Raw genomic sequence first — 17,807 nt, 5'->3', positions numbered from 1 at the left:
GGATCAATCTTCGTCCGAGTCATGCTTTAGTATCGATGCAAACGATAGGGATCAAGCAAAGCATGTCTGCTCAGCGCACTTTATATATCCGTATATTGCGCTACCCATTTCTTCACACCAGCCAATGATTTAAATTCTGCGATGGAACGGCATTGGATATGCGGATGACGCGTCTTCAACATTTTGGCCAAAGCAGCACCGGGGCCGAGTTCAATCGCCATCGTTACCCCAGCCTCATTCAAACCATCCATCACTGCCTGCCAACGTATAGTCTCTGCCAACTGACGCGACAGCATGGGCGCAGCAGCATCTTTGTCATGCAGGCGTGCACCGGAAATTCCAGCCAATACAGGGAAGGATGGCGTCTTGATATTGCTGGCGACCACTGCTTGTTCGAACGGACTGACCGCAGTCTGCATCCACGGCGTATGCGAAGCGATCTCTATCGGCAGACGCGTGACCTTGCCGCCAGCAGCGATAATCGCTGCCTCCAGTGCATCAGCCTGATTAAGCAATCCACCTGCGATCACAGAATCTTCATCCACTTCAATCGCAATATAAAAACCATGCGCCAGCAGTAAAGGTTCTATCTCAGCCATTTGCACCAAGGACTGTGACAAGGAAATCGCAAGCATCTGTTGCGGTTGATTCGGTGCGATGCATGCTTGCAGCAACTTCGCTCGCAATGCAGCGAGTCTGATCGTCTCTTCCGCTGCAAGTGCATCTGCGACCGACCACGATGCCAACTCGCCTATGCTGTAACCGGCAACCACCACCGGCTTGGGAATAATTTTTCTTACTGCTTCCCACGTTGCCAATATCGCCGCGACGACCAAAGGTTGTGCAATCGGATTGGAGAACAACAAACGTTCATCCGATAAAATTTCCGACAAGGGATGACCGCATAACTCTTCCAGCGGCCACGCTTGTAGTAACTGATTGGCGTGCACATCTTCACGCACAAGGTCGAACATGCCGGCATGCTGGCCTGCCTGCCCGGAACATAAAATGGCAACGCGATTAATCATTACTATCCTGTAAAACTTATTCGACTACTTGCGTGAGCTGGTACACGAACCAGCTGGCTGACAGCATATCTGCTGCCCCGCCCGGCGACAAATTTTCTCTCATGAATAAACGATGGTATTCCAGTGCCGTATTGCGCCAATCCGGATGCGCGGTTCCACCTAACTGCATGAATCGTTGCGCGCTCTGTTGAACCAACATTGCGCCATCTGATCCACCGCGGTGATAGATATTGGTATCCGTCATCTGCGCCATCAAGCTGAAGAGCGCATCGGTCTGTGCATCACATGCAGTACTGCCGCGTGCCAACGATTTCTGCAATTGCGGCACACCGATTTCAAACACCGCAGGAAATCCCTGAGATCCTTCTGCACGTGCGCCACCAACCGCATAAAGATGCGCAACACGAATACCATTGGATAAGCCGGCTACCGAAGGCATCGCATGTGCCGCCAAGCCCTCGCCCCATTGCTGCATGAGTACCTGACGAATGGCCGACAAAGGCAATCCATGCGCATAACAATAAGCTGCTGCTGCGCCGAGCAAACCCAGCGAAAAAATAGCGCCACGATGTGTATTGATGCCACCGGTTGCCACCAGCATGCGTCTTTCCGCTTGTACGCCCAATTCTTTCAATACGCTGAACGGTGCAGCTTGCGCTCCTGCATGTGTGATTTGAATAAAGTAATGGCGCAAGGAAAAGAGGCTGCGCATGAATACGCCAGCATCCATATCCGTATGGCTGCCATTGTCTATCGGCGATACCAATCCTGGTTTGGGGTACAAAACAAGTTCAGCATGCAGACTTCGAATCGCATAAATAGCGGTGCGCAAACAGAAAGCCCGCAAGGATGCCGCGGCACGATCATTGCCTTCAAGATGTCTTGATGAAATGTTCACAGCGCTCGCTAACTGTTTCACGATAACTCTTCCAGTTCAGACAACAAACTTGCGACGCCTATCAAATTCAGAGACGACATGCTCTTTGCCAGTACGCGCACATTGTTCGGATGATCGGTGGCATCAACCCATTCTTTCCACGCCACTGCGCGTCCCGATGGAAAAACGATTTCGCCATCCAGCGGCAATCGTTTGGTATATAAACACAAAAGATCCAAGCCCTGCTGCAGTTGCGCATGCGTGTGCGGATAAAACAGTACGTCGATGTCAGAGGTCGCCGTGAGATAAGGCAAAGCTGTTACAGCCTGCAGAGCGAGCGAACCATAGACGCGAAACTCCAACTGTCTATTGCATGCTTCATCAGACAATTCAGAAAATGCAGCCCGCCACATCAATGGCAAGGCCGACTTTGCCGCCGCAAGAACCAGAGGTGGCTCATGGCGTGCAATGTCATTCAAGTGCACTGTGAACGGAATACGCGTCTTCAAGCCGGTAGATGGGTCCGGCGGCAAGGCCAGTCCGAGGCTCAGCGTGTTTGGCAATAGATCAGACTCACTTCGGCGCACTATGAGCGGCCAATCATGCTCAGCCCATCGCGCCAGTTCATGTGCATGTGCGCTTACCGCCGCTGCACATACACTCTCCCATCCTCTAGTCGTTAGCCAAATCCTGTTATGACGGTAAAACATCTCGCGTCCCCAGCACGGCTTGGGTAACCGGCAGGGACATTTTGCGCCCGCCTCTTTCCAATCCGCGTGCACTGCGGTGATCAATACTGTCTGCTTGTTGCAAAGCGCGGGAAATACAGGATGCCAAATCGCCCTGCCAGATTTCCTCGACGCCACCCATATTCAGATAATTCTCTGCACCCGGCGCAAAGACCGGATTGGATTTGGCAAGTTCTATCAGCTTCTCTTCCGGCACCTTGGTAATGCGCGCCATGGCTGGTAATCCCATCACGCGAATTTCTGCCTCGGGCAGCGCATAACAGGCATCAGCCATCAAACCGCTGGTGATGAAGCCACCTGAAAGCGCTTGATCGTAGACCAGACCAATCACTGCATGGCCGCGACGACGTGCCACATCGATACATTTACCTAAATGCGCCATATAGCGGTTGATACCCAACATCTCGTCGCGATAACGCAAACGCTGACCTTGTGTATCGACCAGAATCACCAAAGGACGCCCCGGGAAGTTACGCATCGTATCCAGAATCGCATTCGCCTGCGCCAATGCGATTTCCACACCGATAGGCGTATGGCCGGTAGTGCCAATCACGGCGATGCTTTGATCACCAACCGTCGCTGTCCCGCGCAAGAAATAATCTTCCTCAACGATGTCATGCCCTTGCGGGAATAACTGTGCTGCCAATGTTTGCCATTCCATTATTGTTCTCCCGCACGGCAAGAGCCTACACGCTGCATAAAAGCATCGGCGTCCAGCATCGGCAACACATCAGGTTCGGCAATGCCCAACTTCGACCAGATATCCATAGGCTCGGAGAAATCACCAAAATCTTTCAAACGCTGATCCAGCAGAGCGTGTTCAGATTCCAATGCTTCCAAAGTCAGCTCGGCAGATTCATGTTTGTAACGCGCCACGGCATCAGATGCAGCTTGGCGGAATGCATTGATATCGTCAGGCAGAACGACATTGCAATCGCGCAGTAAATAACGATGCTTGCCGCCCGTCGTGCGCCATACCAATGCACGATCACGCGAATCGAATTCTTCAACGCCATGCGTCGTCTCTATCACTTCCGGTCCCGACATAGCGAGTCGACCTTCTTCCGACATCAGGATTTCATTCGCGCAACAAGCAACGATGCCCATGCCGCCAAAGCAGCCATTCGCGCCGCCGACCAAAACGATGACCGGAATATTCGCTGCACGCGTATCGAGTACGGCACGCATCACTTCTGATACGGCGATCAAGCCTGCATTCGCTTCATGCAAGCGCACGCCGCCGGTTTCCAGCATTAACACTACGCCATCCACACGATCAACAATGGCGCGCTTCAATAAGCCGACCAGCTTGGCGCCATGCACCTCGCCGACTGCGCCGCCCATGAAGCCGCCTTCTTGCGCGGCGGCCAACACGTTTTTCCCCAGCAAGGTGCCGCGACCGATAACCACGCCATCATCGAACGACGCTGGCGTGTCGAGTTGCGCCAGATGCGGACTGACTATGCGTAAGGTCGGTGGCAGAAATTCTTCAAACGATCCTGCATCCAACAAGGCATGGATACGTTGGCGCGCATTGGCTTCCAGATAACTGATCATGCTGCAGCTCCCGTCACCGACTCTACCGCCTGATCCAAACGCAGGCTGACGACCGCAGGTGTTGCACCTGCGTCGTTAATCAGGATGCGTACATTTTCCAGCGACCAGCGCTGATGAAAATCGGAGATGACTGCCTGCCAGATCGCACCGAAGCCGACTGCTGCAGTTTTTACTTCGATTTCACAGCCACCGTTCAACTCGGCTGACTCGATCAAAACTTCGAGATTGCCCGAGCTGACAACGCCAACCATGTTGGCAGGCAAGGCAAGTCGCTTGCTGCCATTTTCAAAACGAAAATTCAAGGTTTCCATAATCCAGCCTTACCAGTTTCTGAAACGCTTGGGCGGCGCATACAAACCACCGGATGCACGTACCAGATCTTTCATATTTTTTGCTGCCAATAAATCACGGGTCGCCATGCGTTTATCGATGCCCATATCTTCTGCGCGCAGAATGATGCCGCGATCACGCAGGTTCTCCACCATCTTGCGATCACGCGCCATACCCACTGGCGTATAGCCAGCCACACCGCGTATCGCTTGCTCGCGTTCTTCTTCAGTACGACACAGCAGCAAATTGGCAATACCTTCTTCAGTCAGGATGTGCGTTACATCGTCGCCGTAGATCATGACTGGCGGGATATCCAGTTTGGCTTGCTCAGCCAATTGCCAGGCATCCAGTTCTTCCACGAAAGCCGGCTGCATGTGCTCGCGGAAAGTTTCCACAATTTGCACCACCAGCTTCTGGCCACGCGGTATTTTTTTCTTGCCTTGTTGTGCCTGCTGTCCAGCCTTCAACCATGCAGGACTGGAATGACGTCGTCCGCGTGCATCCGAGCCCATATTAGGTGCGCCGCCGAAACCGGCAATACGACCCAAGGTTGCAGTCGATGAATTGCCCTGCAAATCGATCTGTAAAGTCGAGCCGATAAACATATCGCAGGCGTAATGCCCGGCTACCTGACACATCGCACGATTGCTGCGCATCGAGCCATCGCGACCGACAAAAAATACATCCGGACGCGATTCAATGTAACGCTCCATGCCCAACTCGGAGCCAAAGGAATGTACCGATTCGACAAAGCCGGCTTCGATCGCGGGTATCAATGCAGGATGCGGATTCAAGGCCCAATGACGGCCTATCTTGCCTTTCAAGCCCAGCGATTCCGCATAGGTCGGCAAGATCAACTCAATCGCCGCAGTATCGAAACCGATGCCGTGATTGATACGCTCGACGCCATACTCGGCGTAGATACCCTTGATCGCCATCATCGCCATCAAGACCTGTACTTCGGAAATCAAGGCAGGATCGCGCGTGAACAAAGGTTCGATGTAATGTGGCGTCGGTGCCTGCACCACAAAATCAACCCAATCCGTAGGAATATCAACACGCGGCAGCACATCCACAATTTCATTGACCTGCGCAATGACGATGCCGTTCTTGAAGGCTGTTGCTTCCACGATGGCCGGCGTATCTTCGGTGTTCGGCCCTGTGTACAAATTGCCGTGTCTATCTGCAGCCTGCGCAGCGACCAAAGCCACGCGCGGCGTCAGATCGATGAAGTAGCGGCCAAACAATTCAAGATAAGTATGGATCGCACCTATATTGATCTTGCCAGCCGCGACCAACCTTGCCAGTTGTGCACCCTGCGGACCAGAGAAAGAAAAATCCAGCTTGGACGCGATGCCCTTGTCGAACAAATCGAGATGCTCAGGCAGGGCTAATACGGATAGCAGCATGTGCAGATCATGCACGCGTGCCGGATCAAGTTGGCACAAAGCACCAGCGAGAAAATCGGCCTGCTTCTGATTATTGCCTTCGAGGCAGACGCGATCTCCCGACTCAATCACGCTGTGAAACAGATCCGTCATGCGCTCCGCTGCTACCAACTTGCCACTGAGTGCAGCCCCCAGCGTAGCCGCGGCACGCGTCAAACGCGCATCGCGGTTTTTCTGCTGATGATTCCACTCACGCTCACTACCTAACATTTACTTTGCTCCCATTAACATATCAGGCAAACCCGTCGCAATACCTGGGAACAGGCACAGCAATATGACTGCCAAAAACATCAAAGCCAGAAACGGTATCGTTCCCTTGATCACATCCGATAAAGCAATATCGGGCGCGATATTCTTGATGACAAACAAATTAAGTCCCACCGGCGGATGAATCAATCCCATCTCCATGACCACCGTCATCACGATGCCGAACCAGATCAGATCGAAACCGGCTTCTCTGAGCGGCGGCAAGATAATAGGCGCAGTCATCAGAATGATGGATACCGGCGGCAGAAAGAATCCGAGCACGATCACCATCAGCAAGATCACTGACAGCAACAACCATTTCGATAAGTGCATGTCGACCACCCATTGCGCCGCCGACTGACTGATGTACAGATAGCTCATCACATAGGAGTACAGCAGAGACATGCCGATAATCAGCAGCAACATGCCGGACTCTTTGATGGTCGAGTTCAGGAACGGTGCCAGATCACGCGGCTTGTAAATGCGATAAACCACGGCAATCAAAATAATCGCCAGCAAAGCACCCAGACCGGCTGTTTCAGACGGCGTTGCAAAGCCTCCATACAAAGCCACCATCACACCGATCAACAGGATCAGGAATGGCAACACGCGTGGCAGCATTTCTACTTTCTGCGCCAGAGTGAAATGCTCATCGTCTAGGTAAGCCGATTTTTCGCCACCGCTTTGGTAGATCGCATGCGCCATCTTGTATTCCTTGCGCGCCCGATAAACCGCATAACTGGCGAATAGCAATACCAGCAACACGCCAGGACCAATACCAGCCAAAAACAAGCGTCCCAACGATTGCTCAGCGGCGACTGCGTACAAGATCATCGTGATGGAAGGCGGCAGCAAAATGCCGAGCGTGCCACCTGCTGCAATGATGCCCGCAGCAAAACCAGGCGAATAACCGCGTCTACGCATTTCCGGAATACCGGCAGAGCCGATAGCCGAACATGTAGCAGGAGATGAACCAGCCATTGCCGCAAACAATGCGCAGGCAAAGACGTTAGCGATACCGAGACCACCAGGTACACGATTGAGCCAGGCATGGATGGCCGAGTACAAATCCTTACCGGCCGGCGACTTGCCTATCGCTGCGCCTTTTAGAATAAACAGCGGGATCGATAACAAAGTGATGGAAGCAATTTCTTCATACACGTTTTGCGTCACCGTATCGAGCGACGATTCCGGCATGAAGAAATACATGAAACCAGTCGCCACCACGCCCAAAGCAAAAGCGATAGGCATGCCGGAACACATCACAGCAATAGTAATGATGCCGTACAAGGCACCGAGAGTAAGAGGTGTCATACGGCTTCCTTGGTGCCTGTAATACGGGTCAATACCTGTACCAGTAATTGCAGAGTCAACATGCTCATGCCCAGCGCCATCATCGAATACGGAATCCACAATGGAGGTGCAAAGGTCGACGATGTCGTTTGCCCATCTACCCAGGCTTCATGGAACAAAGTCCATGATTTCCATGCGAAGAAGGTGCAGAAAGCCAATGACACGAGATCGACGATGAACATGCGGATACGGTTGGCAGTTGGCGACAATAAGCTGGCCAGAGCTTCAATCCCGATATGGCCGCGCAACGACTGCACATAAGCGGAACAAAGGAAGATGACACCAACCAGCATGAAGACCGACGCCTCATCCTGCCAATCGGTAGGATGGTGAAAGAAATAACGCACCACCACCGAGTAAGTCAGAATGCACGAGGTCAGAAGCAAGGCAATCATGCCGAGAAACACCGCCAGCTTGTTGTACTTATCAAGCAATCTGGCGATGGCAGCGAGCGTTGCGTTAGCGGGAACCGGCGGCTTGGCCGCCGGCATCATTTCAAACCCATGGCTCACAAAAGCTTCTCCGCCAGTTTCAACAGATTGGCGCAATTGGCATTCTTCGCAGCGTAGTCCTTCCAGGCTGTCACGCGTGCAATGTCTTGCCATTTCTTGACGGTCGCCGCATTCAGATCGACTACCTTGGCGCCAGCTTTCTGATAAACCGCAGCCACCAGCACGTCATCTGTCTGTGCCGACTTCAGAGCGAATTTCTCCATATCAGCACCAACGCCCATGATGATGTCTTGCTGTTCCTTGCTCAGGCGATCAAACACAACCTTGGACATCATCAGCGGCTCAAACATGTACCAGTAAGCTTTGTCGCGACCAGTCGTCAGACTCTTTGCCACTTCTTCCAGACGGAAGGAGATGAACGAAGTCGATGACGTCATCGCGGCATCCATCGCGCCGGTTTGCATCGCAGCGTAGATTTCATTCGAAGGCAGCGTAACCACCGCAGCGCCAGCTTCTTTCAGGATCAGATCCATTTCGCGTGAACCGCCGCGGACCTTCATGCCTTTGGCATCGCCCGGCTCGACGATAGGCTTGCCGCGCGATGCGACACCGCCTGCCTGCCAGATCCAGCTGACGATGACAATGCCCTTCTCAGCCAGTATGCGCGACAGCTCTTTACCGACTTCGGCATTTTTCCAAGCCGAGCCTTGCTGGTAAGACGTCACCAAACCAGGCATCAAACCGATATTGGTTTCTGGTACTTCACCGCCGGCATAATTCAACGGCACCAATGACATATCCAGCGCGCCTTTACGCATGGCCGAGAATTGCGCGTTGGTCTTCATCAGCGATGAACCAGGATAAATCTCAAATTTGAGGCCACCTTTGCTACGCTTGCCAACTTCCTCAGCAAACACGCGCACCAGACGATCACGAAAATCGCCTTCATTGATCGTCCCGCCAGGGAATTGATGGGAAATCTTCAAGGTCGTGGTTTGCGCCCATGCAGCGCTGCCCCACAAAGGTGTTGTTGCCAGTGCGCCCAAAATCGTTCTACGTTTCTGTGAAGTCATGTCTCTCTCCTAGTTAGAATGGAAATGTTTTTCTACTTCTTGCTTTTTTATACGCTATTTTTGTATACAAGGTCTTATAGTATGCATACATTGTCAAGCGCATTTCTGTAACATTGCTGATACAACAACTATTTCACTGGATAGGTAGCAAAGATGATGGACACCTCACAAAATAGATCTGAAACCTTGCGCGAACAGATCGAAGAGATGATTGCCGTAGGCAAACTCAGCCCTGGGCAAGCTCTCGATGAAACGGTGCTGGCCGAAAAATTCGGCGTATCGCGTACACCTATCCGGGAAGCCCTGATCCAGTTGGCATCGATGGGCATCATCGTGATGCGTCCAAGACGCAGCGCCATCGTGGCCGAAATCGGTCCACAGCAATTGATAGAAATGTTTGAAGTCATGGCTGAACTGGAGGCCATGTGTGCCCGTCTTGCTGCGCGCCGCATGAGTCTGGAAGAACACGCCGTACTGATGGCAAAACATCTGGCCTGCAAGGAAGCACGCGATAGCACCGATACGGATGTTTACTTTTACAAAAACGAAGAATTCCACGAACAGATTTACACCAGCAGCCACAACACCTTTCTGGCCGAGCAAGCGCGCATCCTGCAACGCCGCCTGCGTCCGTATCGTCGCCTGCAACTGCGCGTACGCGACCGCCTGAAAGTATCATTCGATGAACACGATGCTGTAGTGAATGCCATCATCGAAGGCAAAGGCGAGCGTGCCGCCGAACTGCTGCGCCAGCACATCATGATTCAAGGGCAACGCTTCAGTGATCTGGTTGCATCGCTGGCAGCACTGGCCGGCAAGAATTAACCGTAAGCTGGCGAGTACTGAAACAATACGTAGCCTGGATTACACTCTCATGCTGGACGATCATGCGACGCGTGATCGAGCAGGAGACATCACGCTGACCAAGTTGCCTTGATCGTCAGCCTGCAGCGCAAGCAGACTCGCGCTGACTCACACCTCAATTGATTGAACATTCAATTTTTACGACCAGGGAAACCGTGCGCCAACGACCAGCCTCACGCTTATTGATTACCGACCCGCAAGACAGGCTCTTGCTGTTTTACTTCGAACATCGCACAGGTGCGCTGGCCGGCAAAAGCTACTGGGCAACGCCGGGCGGCGGCGTAGAAGGTGATGAAACATTTGAAGCCGCAGCCATCAGAGAGCTTTGGGAAGAAACCGGCATCAAGGTAAGCAACGTCGGCCCGCAAATCGGACAACGCCAATTGATTCTTCAATTGGCGAATGGCGAATACGTCAACGAAGATGAGCGCTACTTCCGCATCCGCGTCGCCGACACACAAGTATCCAAAAGCGGCTGGACCGCAAGCGAAGTCGAATGCATGACTGCCCATCGCTGGTGGTCGCGCGCCGAACTGGAACAGACCACAGAACAAGTATGGCCGGAGAATTTAATAACGATGTTGGAAGCCAGCGCATTACACACATCAGAGCCATCCGCTCTCTAACAATACGATATGCATAATTTGAACGTTCGCTCCGCGCAGCCTGACGATATAGACAGAATCATGGCGTTGGAAGACGGCGGATTCCACAAGGATATTCAGGAAAGCAAGAGCGTCATGCTGGAACGGATGCGCCATTTTCCTGAAGGTTTTCTGGTGCTGGCAAACGATACTGGCGATGCGATTGGCTACCTCTGCTCCGAACTGTGGAACAGCAGCGAGACACTGAATGTCTCAGCCTTCGCACTCGGACATGACATCAGAGATACACACCACGCAGACGGCGAGTCGCTTTACATCTCATCGATGACGGTCTCGCCTGAATATCGCGGCTCAGGCTTGGGTAAGCGCTTCTTTCAACAATCGATAACTATGCTGCAAGCAGGCCTGCCACATCTAACAGGATCGATTCTGCTACTCAGCGCAGAGTGGTCAGGCGCACACAAGATTTATCAAGACAGCGGCTACACGGAAGTAACTCGCTTGAAGGATTTTTTCGCAGCGATTGCAGTACACGATGCAGATGCTATCGTCATGCAAACCAATTTTACTGATGACATCTACAATCCGGCAACACGGCTCGAGAAGAAATAAAGGCACGATATGTACGCATTATTTGCATGGGAAGCAGACAAACAAAAAGGCGGCATCGGCGATCTGCTCAAGATAGGTTCGGTCGATGAATGCCAAAAAACTTTTCAACTATTCCAGACATCCTGTGAGAACCCAGCCATTGGTGAAATTGCAGACATGGATGCGTTCAAGATCGTGCTGCAGGCAAACGTAATAGGCAGCAAGGATACAAACTTGCCCGCCTGGATCGCGCCCACAGGATGGCTCATCGAATGGACAAAGCCACAACCCAGTCCAAAATCATCCACCTGAACATTCAAAAGCGAGCCAGAACCATGCGCTACAGACGCGCACATTGACTCAGTTTGAGCAGAAATTTAATTCCCTTATTGATCAAGGACATAAGTCACTTGCTCTGATGTTATCCACAAGCCTGTGCACAAAAACCGGGGATAACTTTATGAGTTATTCACACCTCGCCTCAACAACCGTCACTCTGTCGATCGGACACATTTGAGTTGAAGCCAGCCGCATAGTCCAATCGAACGCTACTGATAACACGCTACCAATTCACGGCAGGCGTCTTTCCTTTTTCTGCGCGATGCGATGTAAATGCACTCACCATGAAATCGACCAAGGCACGCGTCTTCGCCGATAAATTATTCTTGGTAGGGAAAACGATATACACATCAGCCGGTGGCAACTCCCACTCTTCCAGTAACACGCGCAAACGACCTGAGCGCAAGAATGGAGCAACGTCCCATTCCGAGCGCAAGATGATGCCGTGTCCATCGAGCGCCCATGCGATTGCGCACTCACCATCGTTGGCACTTAGCGGACCGCGTACCTTGACCGTCTCTTGCCGCGCACCAGAACGGAAATGCCAGCTACCGTAGATCTCGTCACTTTCACGCAGCAGAATGCAACTATGCCTTTGCAAATCGCGCGGTGAAGCTGGTATGCCGTTCTGTTTGAGATAAGCGGGAGAAGCACATACCAGACGACGGTTATCGGCAATCTTCCGCGCAGTCAGTCTTGCATCGGGAATTTCACCAAAACGAATGACCGCATCGAAGCCCTGCTCCACCAAATTGATAGGTCTATCGGTCAGATGCAATTGCACTTCCACTTCCGGATATTCACGTGCAAACAAAGACAGCTGAGGCGTGATGTGACGTCGCCCAAAACCGAAGGTCGCGCTGATTTTCAGCAAGCCTTTGGGAATAATGTTGCCGCCCGAAATTCTTTGTTCCAGGGATTCCATATCGCTGATGATGCGCACACCTTCTGCCAGATAAGTTTCCCCTTCCGGTGTCAGGCTGATGCGTCGCGTGGTGCGATTCAACAAACGCACGCGCAAGCGCGTCTCCAGCGCAGCCAGACGCTTGCTGACTGAAGGTGGCGTGACGCCCAGCTCCTGAGCAGCAGCAACCAGACTGCCTCGCTTCATGATCAAGGAGAAAAAAGCTAAATCGGAGATGGTGTCCATTATTGCCTTATGCGACCGAATGAATTGTATGGGTGGAAATTATATGGCAGTAAATTATGAATATGATGAGCCTTCATAAAAAATTGGAGACAAGTATGAAACGGCGATCATCAATTCTTGCGGCGGCAATGCTGCCTTTCTGCCTGTGTGCCGTATCGTCAGCCATCGCAGACAGCTACCCTTCCCGTCCTGTACGTCTGATTGTGCCCTACGCACCAGCCGGCAGCGCCGATATCGTTGCGCGCCGCATTGCCGACGAATGGGGTAAAGCGCTGGGTGGCAGCTTCTACATAGAAAACCGCGCAGGTGCCGGCGGCAATCTCGGTGTGGACGTCGTTGCCAAAGCTGACCCGGATGGCTACACCATCGGATTACAAACGGTATCGCTGGCGATCAACCCATCCATTTTTCCGAAGATGCCTTACGACACGTTGAAGGACCTAGCGCCTATCAGCATGGTCGCAACTTCGCAGCATGTACTGGTCGTCAACACCAAATTCCCGGCGCACACGACCAAGGAACTGTTAGCCAAGGCTAAAGCGAATCCAGGCAAATACAATTACGGTTCAGCCGGTGCCGGTAGTACCTTCCACATGTCAGCTGAACTCTTCAAGTCCGTTGCCGATGTCGACATCGTGCACGTTCCGTACAAAGGCGGCGGCCCTGCTTTGATCGACACCATCGCCGGTCAAGTTGATATGAGCTTCCCGGTATTGTCCGCAGCCGCGCCGCATGTCAATGCAGGCAAATTGATCGCGATCGGTGTGACCGGACCTAATCGTTCCCCGTTGATGCCTAACGTTCCGACCATTGCTGAATCCGGCCTGCCGAATTACAGCTTTGAAACCTGGTTCATCGTCTTCGCACCGGCAGCGACACCCAAGCCTTTGATAGATAAATTAAATGCATCGCTGGTCAAAGCCTTGAATACACCTGCATTGAAAGATCGCATGATCAAGGAAGGCTTTGATCCTGCGCCATCAACACCAGCGCAAGCACAAGCCAAGCTGACAAAAGAGTTGAGCAGCTGGGCCAAGTTGGTCAAAGACAAAGGCATCACTGCTGAATAAAAAGGTTTGCGATATGTGAACGCAATATCGCAGCACAAAAAAAAAGCCCGGGGAACCGGGCTTTTTTTATTACAAACTAATATGACTTAAGCGTAGCTGCGCAGACGCAATGAGAAGTCACGCAGCGCCGTAATACCTGACGCTTCTGCACGTGCACACCAATCTTGCAACTGATGCAGCAGTTGATCGCGGCTAGCGTGTGAACGTTCCCAGATCGCCCCAAGCTCAACACGCATTTCATGCATGGTTTTCAGTGCTTTGCTGTGTGCAAACAATTCCGTCAATTGCTCTTTATGCGGTGCTTCCAACTTGGCTGGTTCACGGTGCAAGAGTTTTTTGACTGAACGCAGGAAGCCTGATTCCAGTTGCGCTTTTTCTTTCAGATGTTCGATTTCATCATGCCAGGTCTTTTTCAGGGACTTGGCGTATTTCGCTGTCACATCATAACGATTCGCGATCACTGATTGCAGTGTGTCGAAATCGAGATGCAATTTGCTGTGGTCGAATTTTGGCTCCGGCGCAACTTTCTTCACCTTGGCCAGACCGACTGTTTCCAGTATGCGGATATACATCCAGCCGATATCGAACTCATACCATTTCGACGACAGCTTGGCCGATGTGCCAAACGTGTGGTGATTGTTGTGCAGCTCTTCGCCACCGATCAGGATACCGATAGGGAAGATGTTGGTTGCAGCATCACTGCATTCGTAATTGCGGTAACCCCAATAGTGACCAATGCCGTTGATGATGCCGGCAGCAGTAATAGGAATCCAGGCCATTTGCAATGCCCATACCGAGATACCGATCACACCGAACAACGCAACGTTGATGAACAGCATCAGCACGATACCCAACGCGCTGTGGCGCGTGTAAACATTGCGCTCCATCCAGTCGTCAGGCGTGCCGTAACCATACTTTTCCATGGTTTCCATGTTTTTCGATTCGGTACGATACAACTCGGCACCTTCGAAAAACACTTTTTTGATACCGCGGGTTACCGGGCTATGCGGATCTTCCTCGGTTTCGCATTTAGCGTGATGTTTACGGTGAATCGCAACCCATTCCTTGGTGACCATACCAGTGGTCATCCACAACCAGAAACGGAAAAAGTGACTAGGGATAGGATGCAAATCCAAGCCGCGATGTGTCGCGGAACGATGCAAATAGATCGTGACGGCCGCAATCGTGATGTGTGTCACGGCGAGCGCGTAGAAGAACACTTCCCAACCACTAGCGCGAGTCAGGCCGTTTGATAGAAAATCAAGTACTGCGTCAATCATTGTGGCTCCATTATGAATGCCATAGATATATGGTGTCCCCTACATGGTGTCGCTTTGAAAAAAAAACGAGGATATCTGGCAAATTTCCGAAACGGATTGTACCCTTTTTAAGGGCGTATATCCGATTTTGCAGGATTTTCAGGTGTATTTAAACGCTCTTTTATCGGGCGATATTGTTCGTCAATCAACCTTATCTCACGCTGCGGGAACGGAACATTGATCTCATTCGCCTGAAATGATCGCCAGATTGCACGATTGACATCAGAAAGAACCCCACCACGCCCATCCAGTTGATTTACCCAAAAACCCAGTTGCAAATCAATACCATCCGCGCCGAATGACACCATCGTAGCGCTCGGTACACGATCAGGTCCTTTTCGAACCCCTGCGACACTAAGTGCGGCCTCTTCCAGCAAACGCAATGCCAAATCGATATCAGTTCGATAATCCACGGAAATGCGTGTTGTCATTTGCACCATGGTATCGCTCAAGGACAAATTCTGTACGGCATTGGATACAAACAGATCATTCGGCAAGATGGTGTCACTACCATCACCACCGCGCAGCACGGTATAGCGGGTATTGATCTCAGCCACGCGTCCGGTGAATTTATCCATCGTGACCGTATCGCCTATCGTCATGCTGCGTTCCAGCAGGATGATGAAGCCGGACACATAGCTGCTGGCAATTTTTTGCAGACCCAGGCCCAGACCTACGCCCAAGGCGCCACCAAATACCGAAAGCACAGTCAGGTCGATACCGACCATGGACAGGCTGACCAGCAAGGCAATCAGGATCAATACGGCACGACTCATGCGCGACAACACAGCACGCATGGACGAATGCATGCCGTCGAGGCGCATCAAGCGTTCTTCGATCAAGGCTGAGGCCCACAGGGCAATAAGAAGAGTGACCCCGACAGAGACGACAGCTTGCAGCATCGTCATCATGGAGACTTTATGCTTGCCCAGCGGGACAAAGGTGTCGTCGAGGAATTCGATCAGATCCGGCAGCACACCCGTGATATGCAGCGCCACCACGATCCAGACCAGTGTAGCGAAACTTCTTTCAAACAAGAGGACGAAAGCGCTGACTTTGCCCCCACGCGCAAAGACGCGACGCATGACATAGAAGGCGATTCGTATCAGTGCGAACGATGCAACCAAAGGCATCACTACACGTAAGACATCGACTCCATTTACCCCATCCCAACGTTCAAGGATGGCTTTGGCGATCGCCAGCAGCAACCATGTCAGCAAGGGCCACAATACCCGCGTAAAACTCTCTACTCCCAAACGCCGTAAAGCATTTTTTTGCGGCTCTTTTGAGGCAATCACACCACGCACCATGCGTGCGATCCCCCAACCCGCTACGAAGCACAGCACCAGCGCGAACAGCTGCCAACGCAAACCTGGGATACCCAGATCCGTCCACAAATCAGCCCAGAGAGTAGAGAGCAGGTTTTCTTTCATTTATTTTTTACGTTCGAGTACCGCCGCGAAAAATCCATCGGTGTGATGCAAGGCAGGCGACAGCTTCAGATACGCATCCATTTCCAGAGCTATCTTTTGCTCAGCCAGCACTTCGCTCATCGGAATCAAAACAAAGTCATCGCGTGAAGCAAGGAACTGCGCAACGATGCCTTCATTTTCTTCATCCAGAATACTGCAGGTTGCATAAACCAGACGACCGCCAGCTTTCACCAAACGTGCTGCACCAGCCAGAATCGATGCCTGCTTTTCGTTCAACTCTACCAGCGATTGCGGCGTCTGACGCCACTTCACATCAGGATTGCGGCGCAAGGTACCCAAGCCGCTGCAAGGTGCATCGACCAGTACGCGATCGATCTTGCCGGCCAGACGTTTTACCTTGGCATCGTTTTCATGCGCGATCTGTACTGGATGCACATTCGACAAACCGCTACGTGCCAGACGTGGCTTCAGTTTGGCCAGACGCTTTTCAGAAATATCGAATGCGTACAAACGACCTGTGTTGCGCATCGCAGCGCCCAGCGACAAAGTCTTGCCGCCTGCACCCGCGCAAAAATCGACCACCATTTCACCACGTTTGGCACCAACAATTTGCGACAGCAACTGACTGCCTTCGTCTTGCACTTCGATCGAACCGTTCTTGAACAACGGCAGATTTTGCAGCGCTGGCTTCTTGATGATGCGTATGCCCAAAGGTGCGAATGGTGTCGGCTCGCACAGAATCGGCGCTTCAGCCAATTCCTTGATAACATCTTCACGCGTGGCCTTGATCGCATTCACACGCAAGTCCAGCGGCGCTGGCTGGTTCACCGCATGCGCCAATTCAAGCGCGGCAGCTTCACCATCACGTGCCACCAGTTTTTCAAACAGCCACTCCGGCATATTCGAACGCAACAGCGATGGCAACAAGGTGCGATCGATTTGCATCACATGGTTCAGCCATTCGGTTTCTTCTTCGGTCAAACCGGCCAGCGCATCAACGCCAACTGCATCAGCCAAACCAAGCAAAGTCATACGACGCATCGTCGGGCCATTGCCTGATTCGGCAAAGCTGGTGTACACCGCTTTATTACGCAACAAACCGTATACAGCTTCAGCCACTACGCCACGCTCACGTGAACCCAGTTTTGGATGATCGCGAAAATAGCGCGACAAGGTACCGTCAGCCGGACCGGTAAAGCGCAAAATCTCGCGCAATACTTCTTCGGTGTTATTAATGATCGCTGGAGGCAATCTCATGCACATTCCTTCATAAAATATTCTTGTCTGCTACGACTTGTTGATGAGCGAGCCGACGGCTCGCCT

At 52.1% G+C, this 17,807-nt stretch carries 19 protein-coding genes; 5 read left to right on the top strand and 14 right to left on the bottom strand.

What is annotated here, in order from left to right; genetic code table 11:
• Positions 1-80: 80 nt before the first annotated feature.
• From AC07N2_RS09295 to AC07N2_RS09250, 10 genes are read right to left on the bottom strand one after another with little or no spacing between them, the layout of a single operon-like run.
• The gene (locus AC07N2_RS09295; protein WP_494777978.1) at positions 81-1,028 is read right to left on the bottom strand and encodes an ACP S-malonyltransferase; all 948 of its coding nucleotides are present in this window, start codon (positions 1,026-1,028) and stop codon (positions 81-83) included.
• A 16-nt stretch (positions 1,029-1,044) separates the two neighbouring features.
• Positions 1,045-1,947 carry a triphosphoribosyl-dephospho-CoA synthase MdcB gene (gene mdcB / locus AC07N2_RS09290; protein WP_494777977.1) on the bottom strand — a complete coding sequence of 301 codons (903 nt, stop codon included), beginning with the start codon at positions 1,945-1,947 and terminating at the stop codon, positions 1,045-1,047.
• A complete protein-coding gene (gene mdcG, locus AC07N2_RS09285; RefSeq protein ID WP_494777976.1) occupies positions 1,944-2,615 on the bottom strand; it encodes a malonate decarboxylase holo-[acyl-carrier-protein] synthase in 672 nt (223 codons plus the stop codon). The genes mdcB and mdcG overlap by 4 nt, the downstream gene beginning before the upstream one ends.
• Positions 2,599-3,315, bottom strand: a complete 717-nt coding sequence (locus AC07N2_RS09280) for a biotin-independent malonate decarboxylase subunit gamma (RefSeq protein ID WP_494777975.1) — start codon at positions 3,313-3,315, stop codon at positions 2,599-2,601. The genes mdcG and AC07N2_RS09280 overlap by 17 nt, the downstream gene beginning before the upstream one ends.
• The gene (locus tag AC07N2_RS09275) at positions 3,315-4,211 is read right to left on the bottom strand and encodes a biotin-independent malonate decarboxylase subunit beta (RefSeq protein WP_494777974.1); all 897 of its coding nucleotides are present in this window, start codon (positions 4,209-4,211) and stop codon (positions 3,315-3,317) included. The genes AC07N2_RS09280 and AC07N2_RS09275 overlap by 1 nt, the downstream gene beginning before the upstream one ends.
• Complete coding sequence (gene mdcC, locus AC07N2_RS09270) at positions 4,208-4,522, bottom strand: malonate decarboxylase acyl carrier protein (protein WP_494777973.1); 315 nt, start codon at positions 4,520-4,522, stop codon at positions 4,208-4,210. The genes AC07N2_RS09275 and mdcC overlap by 4 nt, the downstream gene beginning before the upstream one ends.
• Positions 4,523-4,531: 9 nt before the next feature.
• Positions 4,532-6,199: a malonate decarboxylase subunit alpha gene (gene mdcA / locus AC07N2_RS09265; RefSeq protein ID WP_494777972.1), complete on the bottom strand. Its 1,668-nt coding sequence runs from the start codon at positions 6,197-6,199 to the stop codon at positions 4,532-4,534.
• Positions 6,200-7,549 carry a TRAP transporter large permease gene (locus tag AC07N2_RS09260; protein WP_494777971.1) on the bottom strand — a complete coding sequence of 450 codons (1,350 nt, stop codon included), beginning with the start codon at positions 7,547-7,549 and terminating at the stop codon, positions 6,200-6,202.
• Positions 7,546-8,100, bottom strand: coding sequence for a TRAP transporter small permease (locus tag AC07N2_RS09255; protein WP_494777970.1), 555 nt, complete (start codon positions 8,098-8,100; stop codon positions 7,546-7,548). Before AC07N2_RS09255 ends, AC07N2_RS09260 begins: the two co-directional genes overlap by 4 nt.
• Positions 8,097-9,113, bottom strand: coding sequence for a TRAP transporter substrate-binding protein (locus AC07N2_RS09250; protein WP_494777969.1), 1,017 nt, complete (start codon positions 9,111-9,113; stop codon positions 8,097-8,099). Before AC07N2_RS09250 ends, AC07N2_RS09255 begins: the two co-directional genes overlap by 4 nt.
• Positions 9,114-9,269: 156 nt before the next feature.
• Between AC07N2_RS09250 and AC07N2_RS09245 the strand changes: the two genes are divergently transcribed.
• From AC07N2_RS09245 to AC07N2_RS09230, 4 genes are all read left to right on the top strand, one after another.
• The gene (locus AC07N2_RS09245) at positions 9,270-9,938 is read left to right on the top strand and encodes a GntR family transcriptional regulator (RefSeq protein ID WP_494778139.1); all 669 of its coding nucleotides are present in this window, start codon (positions 9,270-9,272) and stop codon (positions 9,936-9,938) included.
• A gap of 194 nt (positions 9,939-10,132) precedes the next feature.
• Positions 10,133-10,603: an NUDIX hydrolase gene (locus AC07N2_RS09240; RefSeq protein ID WP_494777968.1), complete on the top strand. Its 471-nt coding sequence runs from the start codon at positions 10,133-10,135 to the stop codon at positions 10,601-10,603.
• Between the two features lie 9 nt (positions 10,604-10,612).
• Positions 10,613-11,194 (top strand): GNAT family N-acetyltransferase, encoded by a 582-nt coding sequence (locus AC07N2_RS09235; protein WP_494777967.1) that lies wholly within the window; start codon positions 10,613-10,615, stop codon positions 11,192-11,194.
• A gap of 9 nt (positions 11,195-11,203) precedes the next feature.
• Entirely contained in the window at positions 11,204-11,485 is a 282-nt protein-coding gene (locus AC07N2_RS09230) for a hypothetical protein (protein ID WP_494777966.1), read from the top strand.
• A gap of 250 nt (positions 11,486-11,735) precedes the next feature.
• Here AC07N2_RS09230 and AC07N2_RS09225 read toward each other — a convergent pair whose 3' ends face one another.
• Positions 11,736-12,662 carry a LysR family transcriptional regulator gene (locus AC07N2_RS09225; RefSeq protein ID WP_494777965.1) on the bottom strand — a complete coding sequence of 309 codons (927 nt, stop codon included), beginning with the start codon at positions 12,660-12,662 and terminating at the stop codon, positions 11,736-11,738.
• Between the two features lie 95 nt (positions 12,663-12,757).
• Between AC07N2_RS09225 and AC07N2_RS09220 the strand changes: the two genes are divergently transcribed.
• Complete coding sequence (locus AC07N2_RS09220) at positions 12,758-13,732, top strand: tripartite tricarboxylate transporter substrate binding protein (RefSeq protein ID WP_494777964.1); 975 nt, start codon at positions 12,758-12,760, stop codon at positions 13,730-13,732.
• Positions 13,733-13,818: 86 nt separating this feature from the next.
• On the opposite strand, the gene AC07N2_RS09215 is transcribed toward AC07N2_RS09220, so the two are convergent.
• From AC07N2_RS09215 to AC07N2_RS09205, 3 genes are all read right to left on the bottom strand, one after another.
• Positions 13,819-15,012: a DesA family fatty acid desaturase gene (locus AC07N2_RS09215; protein WP_494777963.1), complete on the bottom strand. Its 1,194-nt coding sequence runs from the start codon at positions 15,010-15,012 to the stop codon at positions 13,819-13,821.
• Between the two features lie 107 nt (positions 15,013-15,119).
• A complete protein-coding gene (locus AC07N2_RS09210; protein ID WP_494777962.1) occupies positions 15,120-16,484 on the bottom strand; it encodes a mechanosensitive ion channel family protein in 1,365 nt (454 codons plus the stop codon).
• Positions 16,485-17,741, bottom strand: coding sequence for an RsmB/NOP family class I SAM-dependent RNA methyltransferase (locus tag AC07N2_RS09205; RefSeq protein WP_494777961.1), 1,257 nt, complete (start codon positions 17,739-17,741; stop codon positions 16,485-16,487). It abuts the gene before it with no gap.
• Positions 17,742-17,807 lie beyond the last annotated feature (66 nt).

The sequence above is a fragment of the Herminiimonas sp. GW821-FHT09C12 genome (assembly GCF_059416385.1).
This window is presented reverse-complemented; position numbering and strand designations above follow the sequence as displayed.

Excerpts from the sequence above, each read along its gene's own strand:
- AC07N2_RS09295 (WP_494777978.1), bottom strand. The coding sequence starts at position 1,028 with ATGATTAATCGCGTTGCCATTTTATGTTCCGGGCAGGCAGGCCAGCAT.
- mdcG (WP_494777976.1), bottom strand. The coding sequence starts at position 2,615 with ATGTTTTACCGTCATAACAGGATTTGGCTAACGACTAGAGGATGGGAG.
- AC07N2_RS09280 (WP_494777975.1), bottom strand. The coding sequence starts at position 3,315 with ATGGAATGGCAAACATTGGCAGCACAGTTATTCCCGCAAGGGCATGAC.
- AC07N2_RS09275 (WP_494777974.1), bottom strand. The coding sequence starts at position 4,211 with ATGATCAGTTATCTGGAAGCCAATGCGCGCCAACGTATCCATGCCTTG.
- mdcC (WP_494777973.1), bottom strand. The coding sequence starts at position 4,522 with ATGGAAACCTTGAATTTTCGTTTTGAAAATGGCAGCAAGCGACTTGCC.
- mdcA (WP_494777972.1), bottom strand. The coding sequence starts at position 6,199 with ATGTTAGGTAGTGAGCGTGAGTGGAATCATCAGCAGAAAAACCGCGAT.
- AC07N2_RS09260 (WP_494777971.1), bottom strand. The coding sequence starts at position 7,549 with ATGACACCTCTTACTCTCGGTGCCTTGTACGGCATCATTACTATTGCT.
- AC07N2_RS09250 (WP_494777969.1), bottom strand. The coding sequence starts at position 9,113 with ATGACTTCACAGAAACGTAGAACGATTTTGGGCGCACTGGCAACAACA.
- AC07N2_RS09245 (WP_494778139.1), top strand. The coding sequence starts at position 9,270 with ATGGACACCTCACAAAATAGATCTGAAACCTTGCGCGAACAGATCGAA.
- AC07N2_RS09235 (WP_494777967.1), top strand. The coding sequence starts at position 10,613 with ATGCATAATTTGAACGTTCGCTCCGCGCAGCCTGACGATATAGACAGA.
- AC07N2_RS09230 (WP_494777966.1), top strand. The coding sequence starts at position 11,204 with ATGTACGCATTATTTGCATGGGAAGCAGACAAACAAAAAGGCGGCATC.
- AC07N2_RS09225 (WP_494777965.1), bottom strand. The coding sequence starts at position 12,662 with ATGGACACCATCTCCGATTTAGCTTTTTTCTCCTTGATCATGAAGCGA.
- AC07N2_RS09220 (WP_494777964.1), top strand. The coding sequence starts at position 12,758 with ATGAAACGGCGATCATCAATTCTTGCGGCGGCAATGCTGCCTTTCTGC.
- AC07N2_RS09215 (WP_494777963.1), bottom strand. The coding sequence starts at position 15,012 with ATGATTGACGCAGTACTTGATTTTCTATCAAACGGCCTGACTCGCGCT.
- AC07N2_RS09210 (WP_494777962.1), bottom strand. The coding sequence starts at position 16,484 with ATGAAAGAAAACCTGCTCTCTACTCTCTGGGCTGATTTGTGGACGGAT.
- AC07N2_RS09205 (WP_494777961.1), bottom strand. The coding sequence starts at position 17,741 with ATGAGATTGCCTCCAGCGATCATTAATAACACCGAAGAAGTATTGCGC.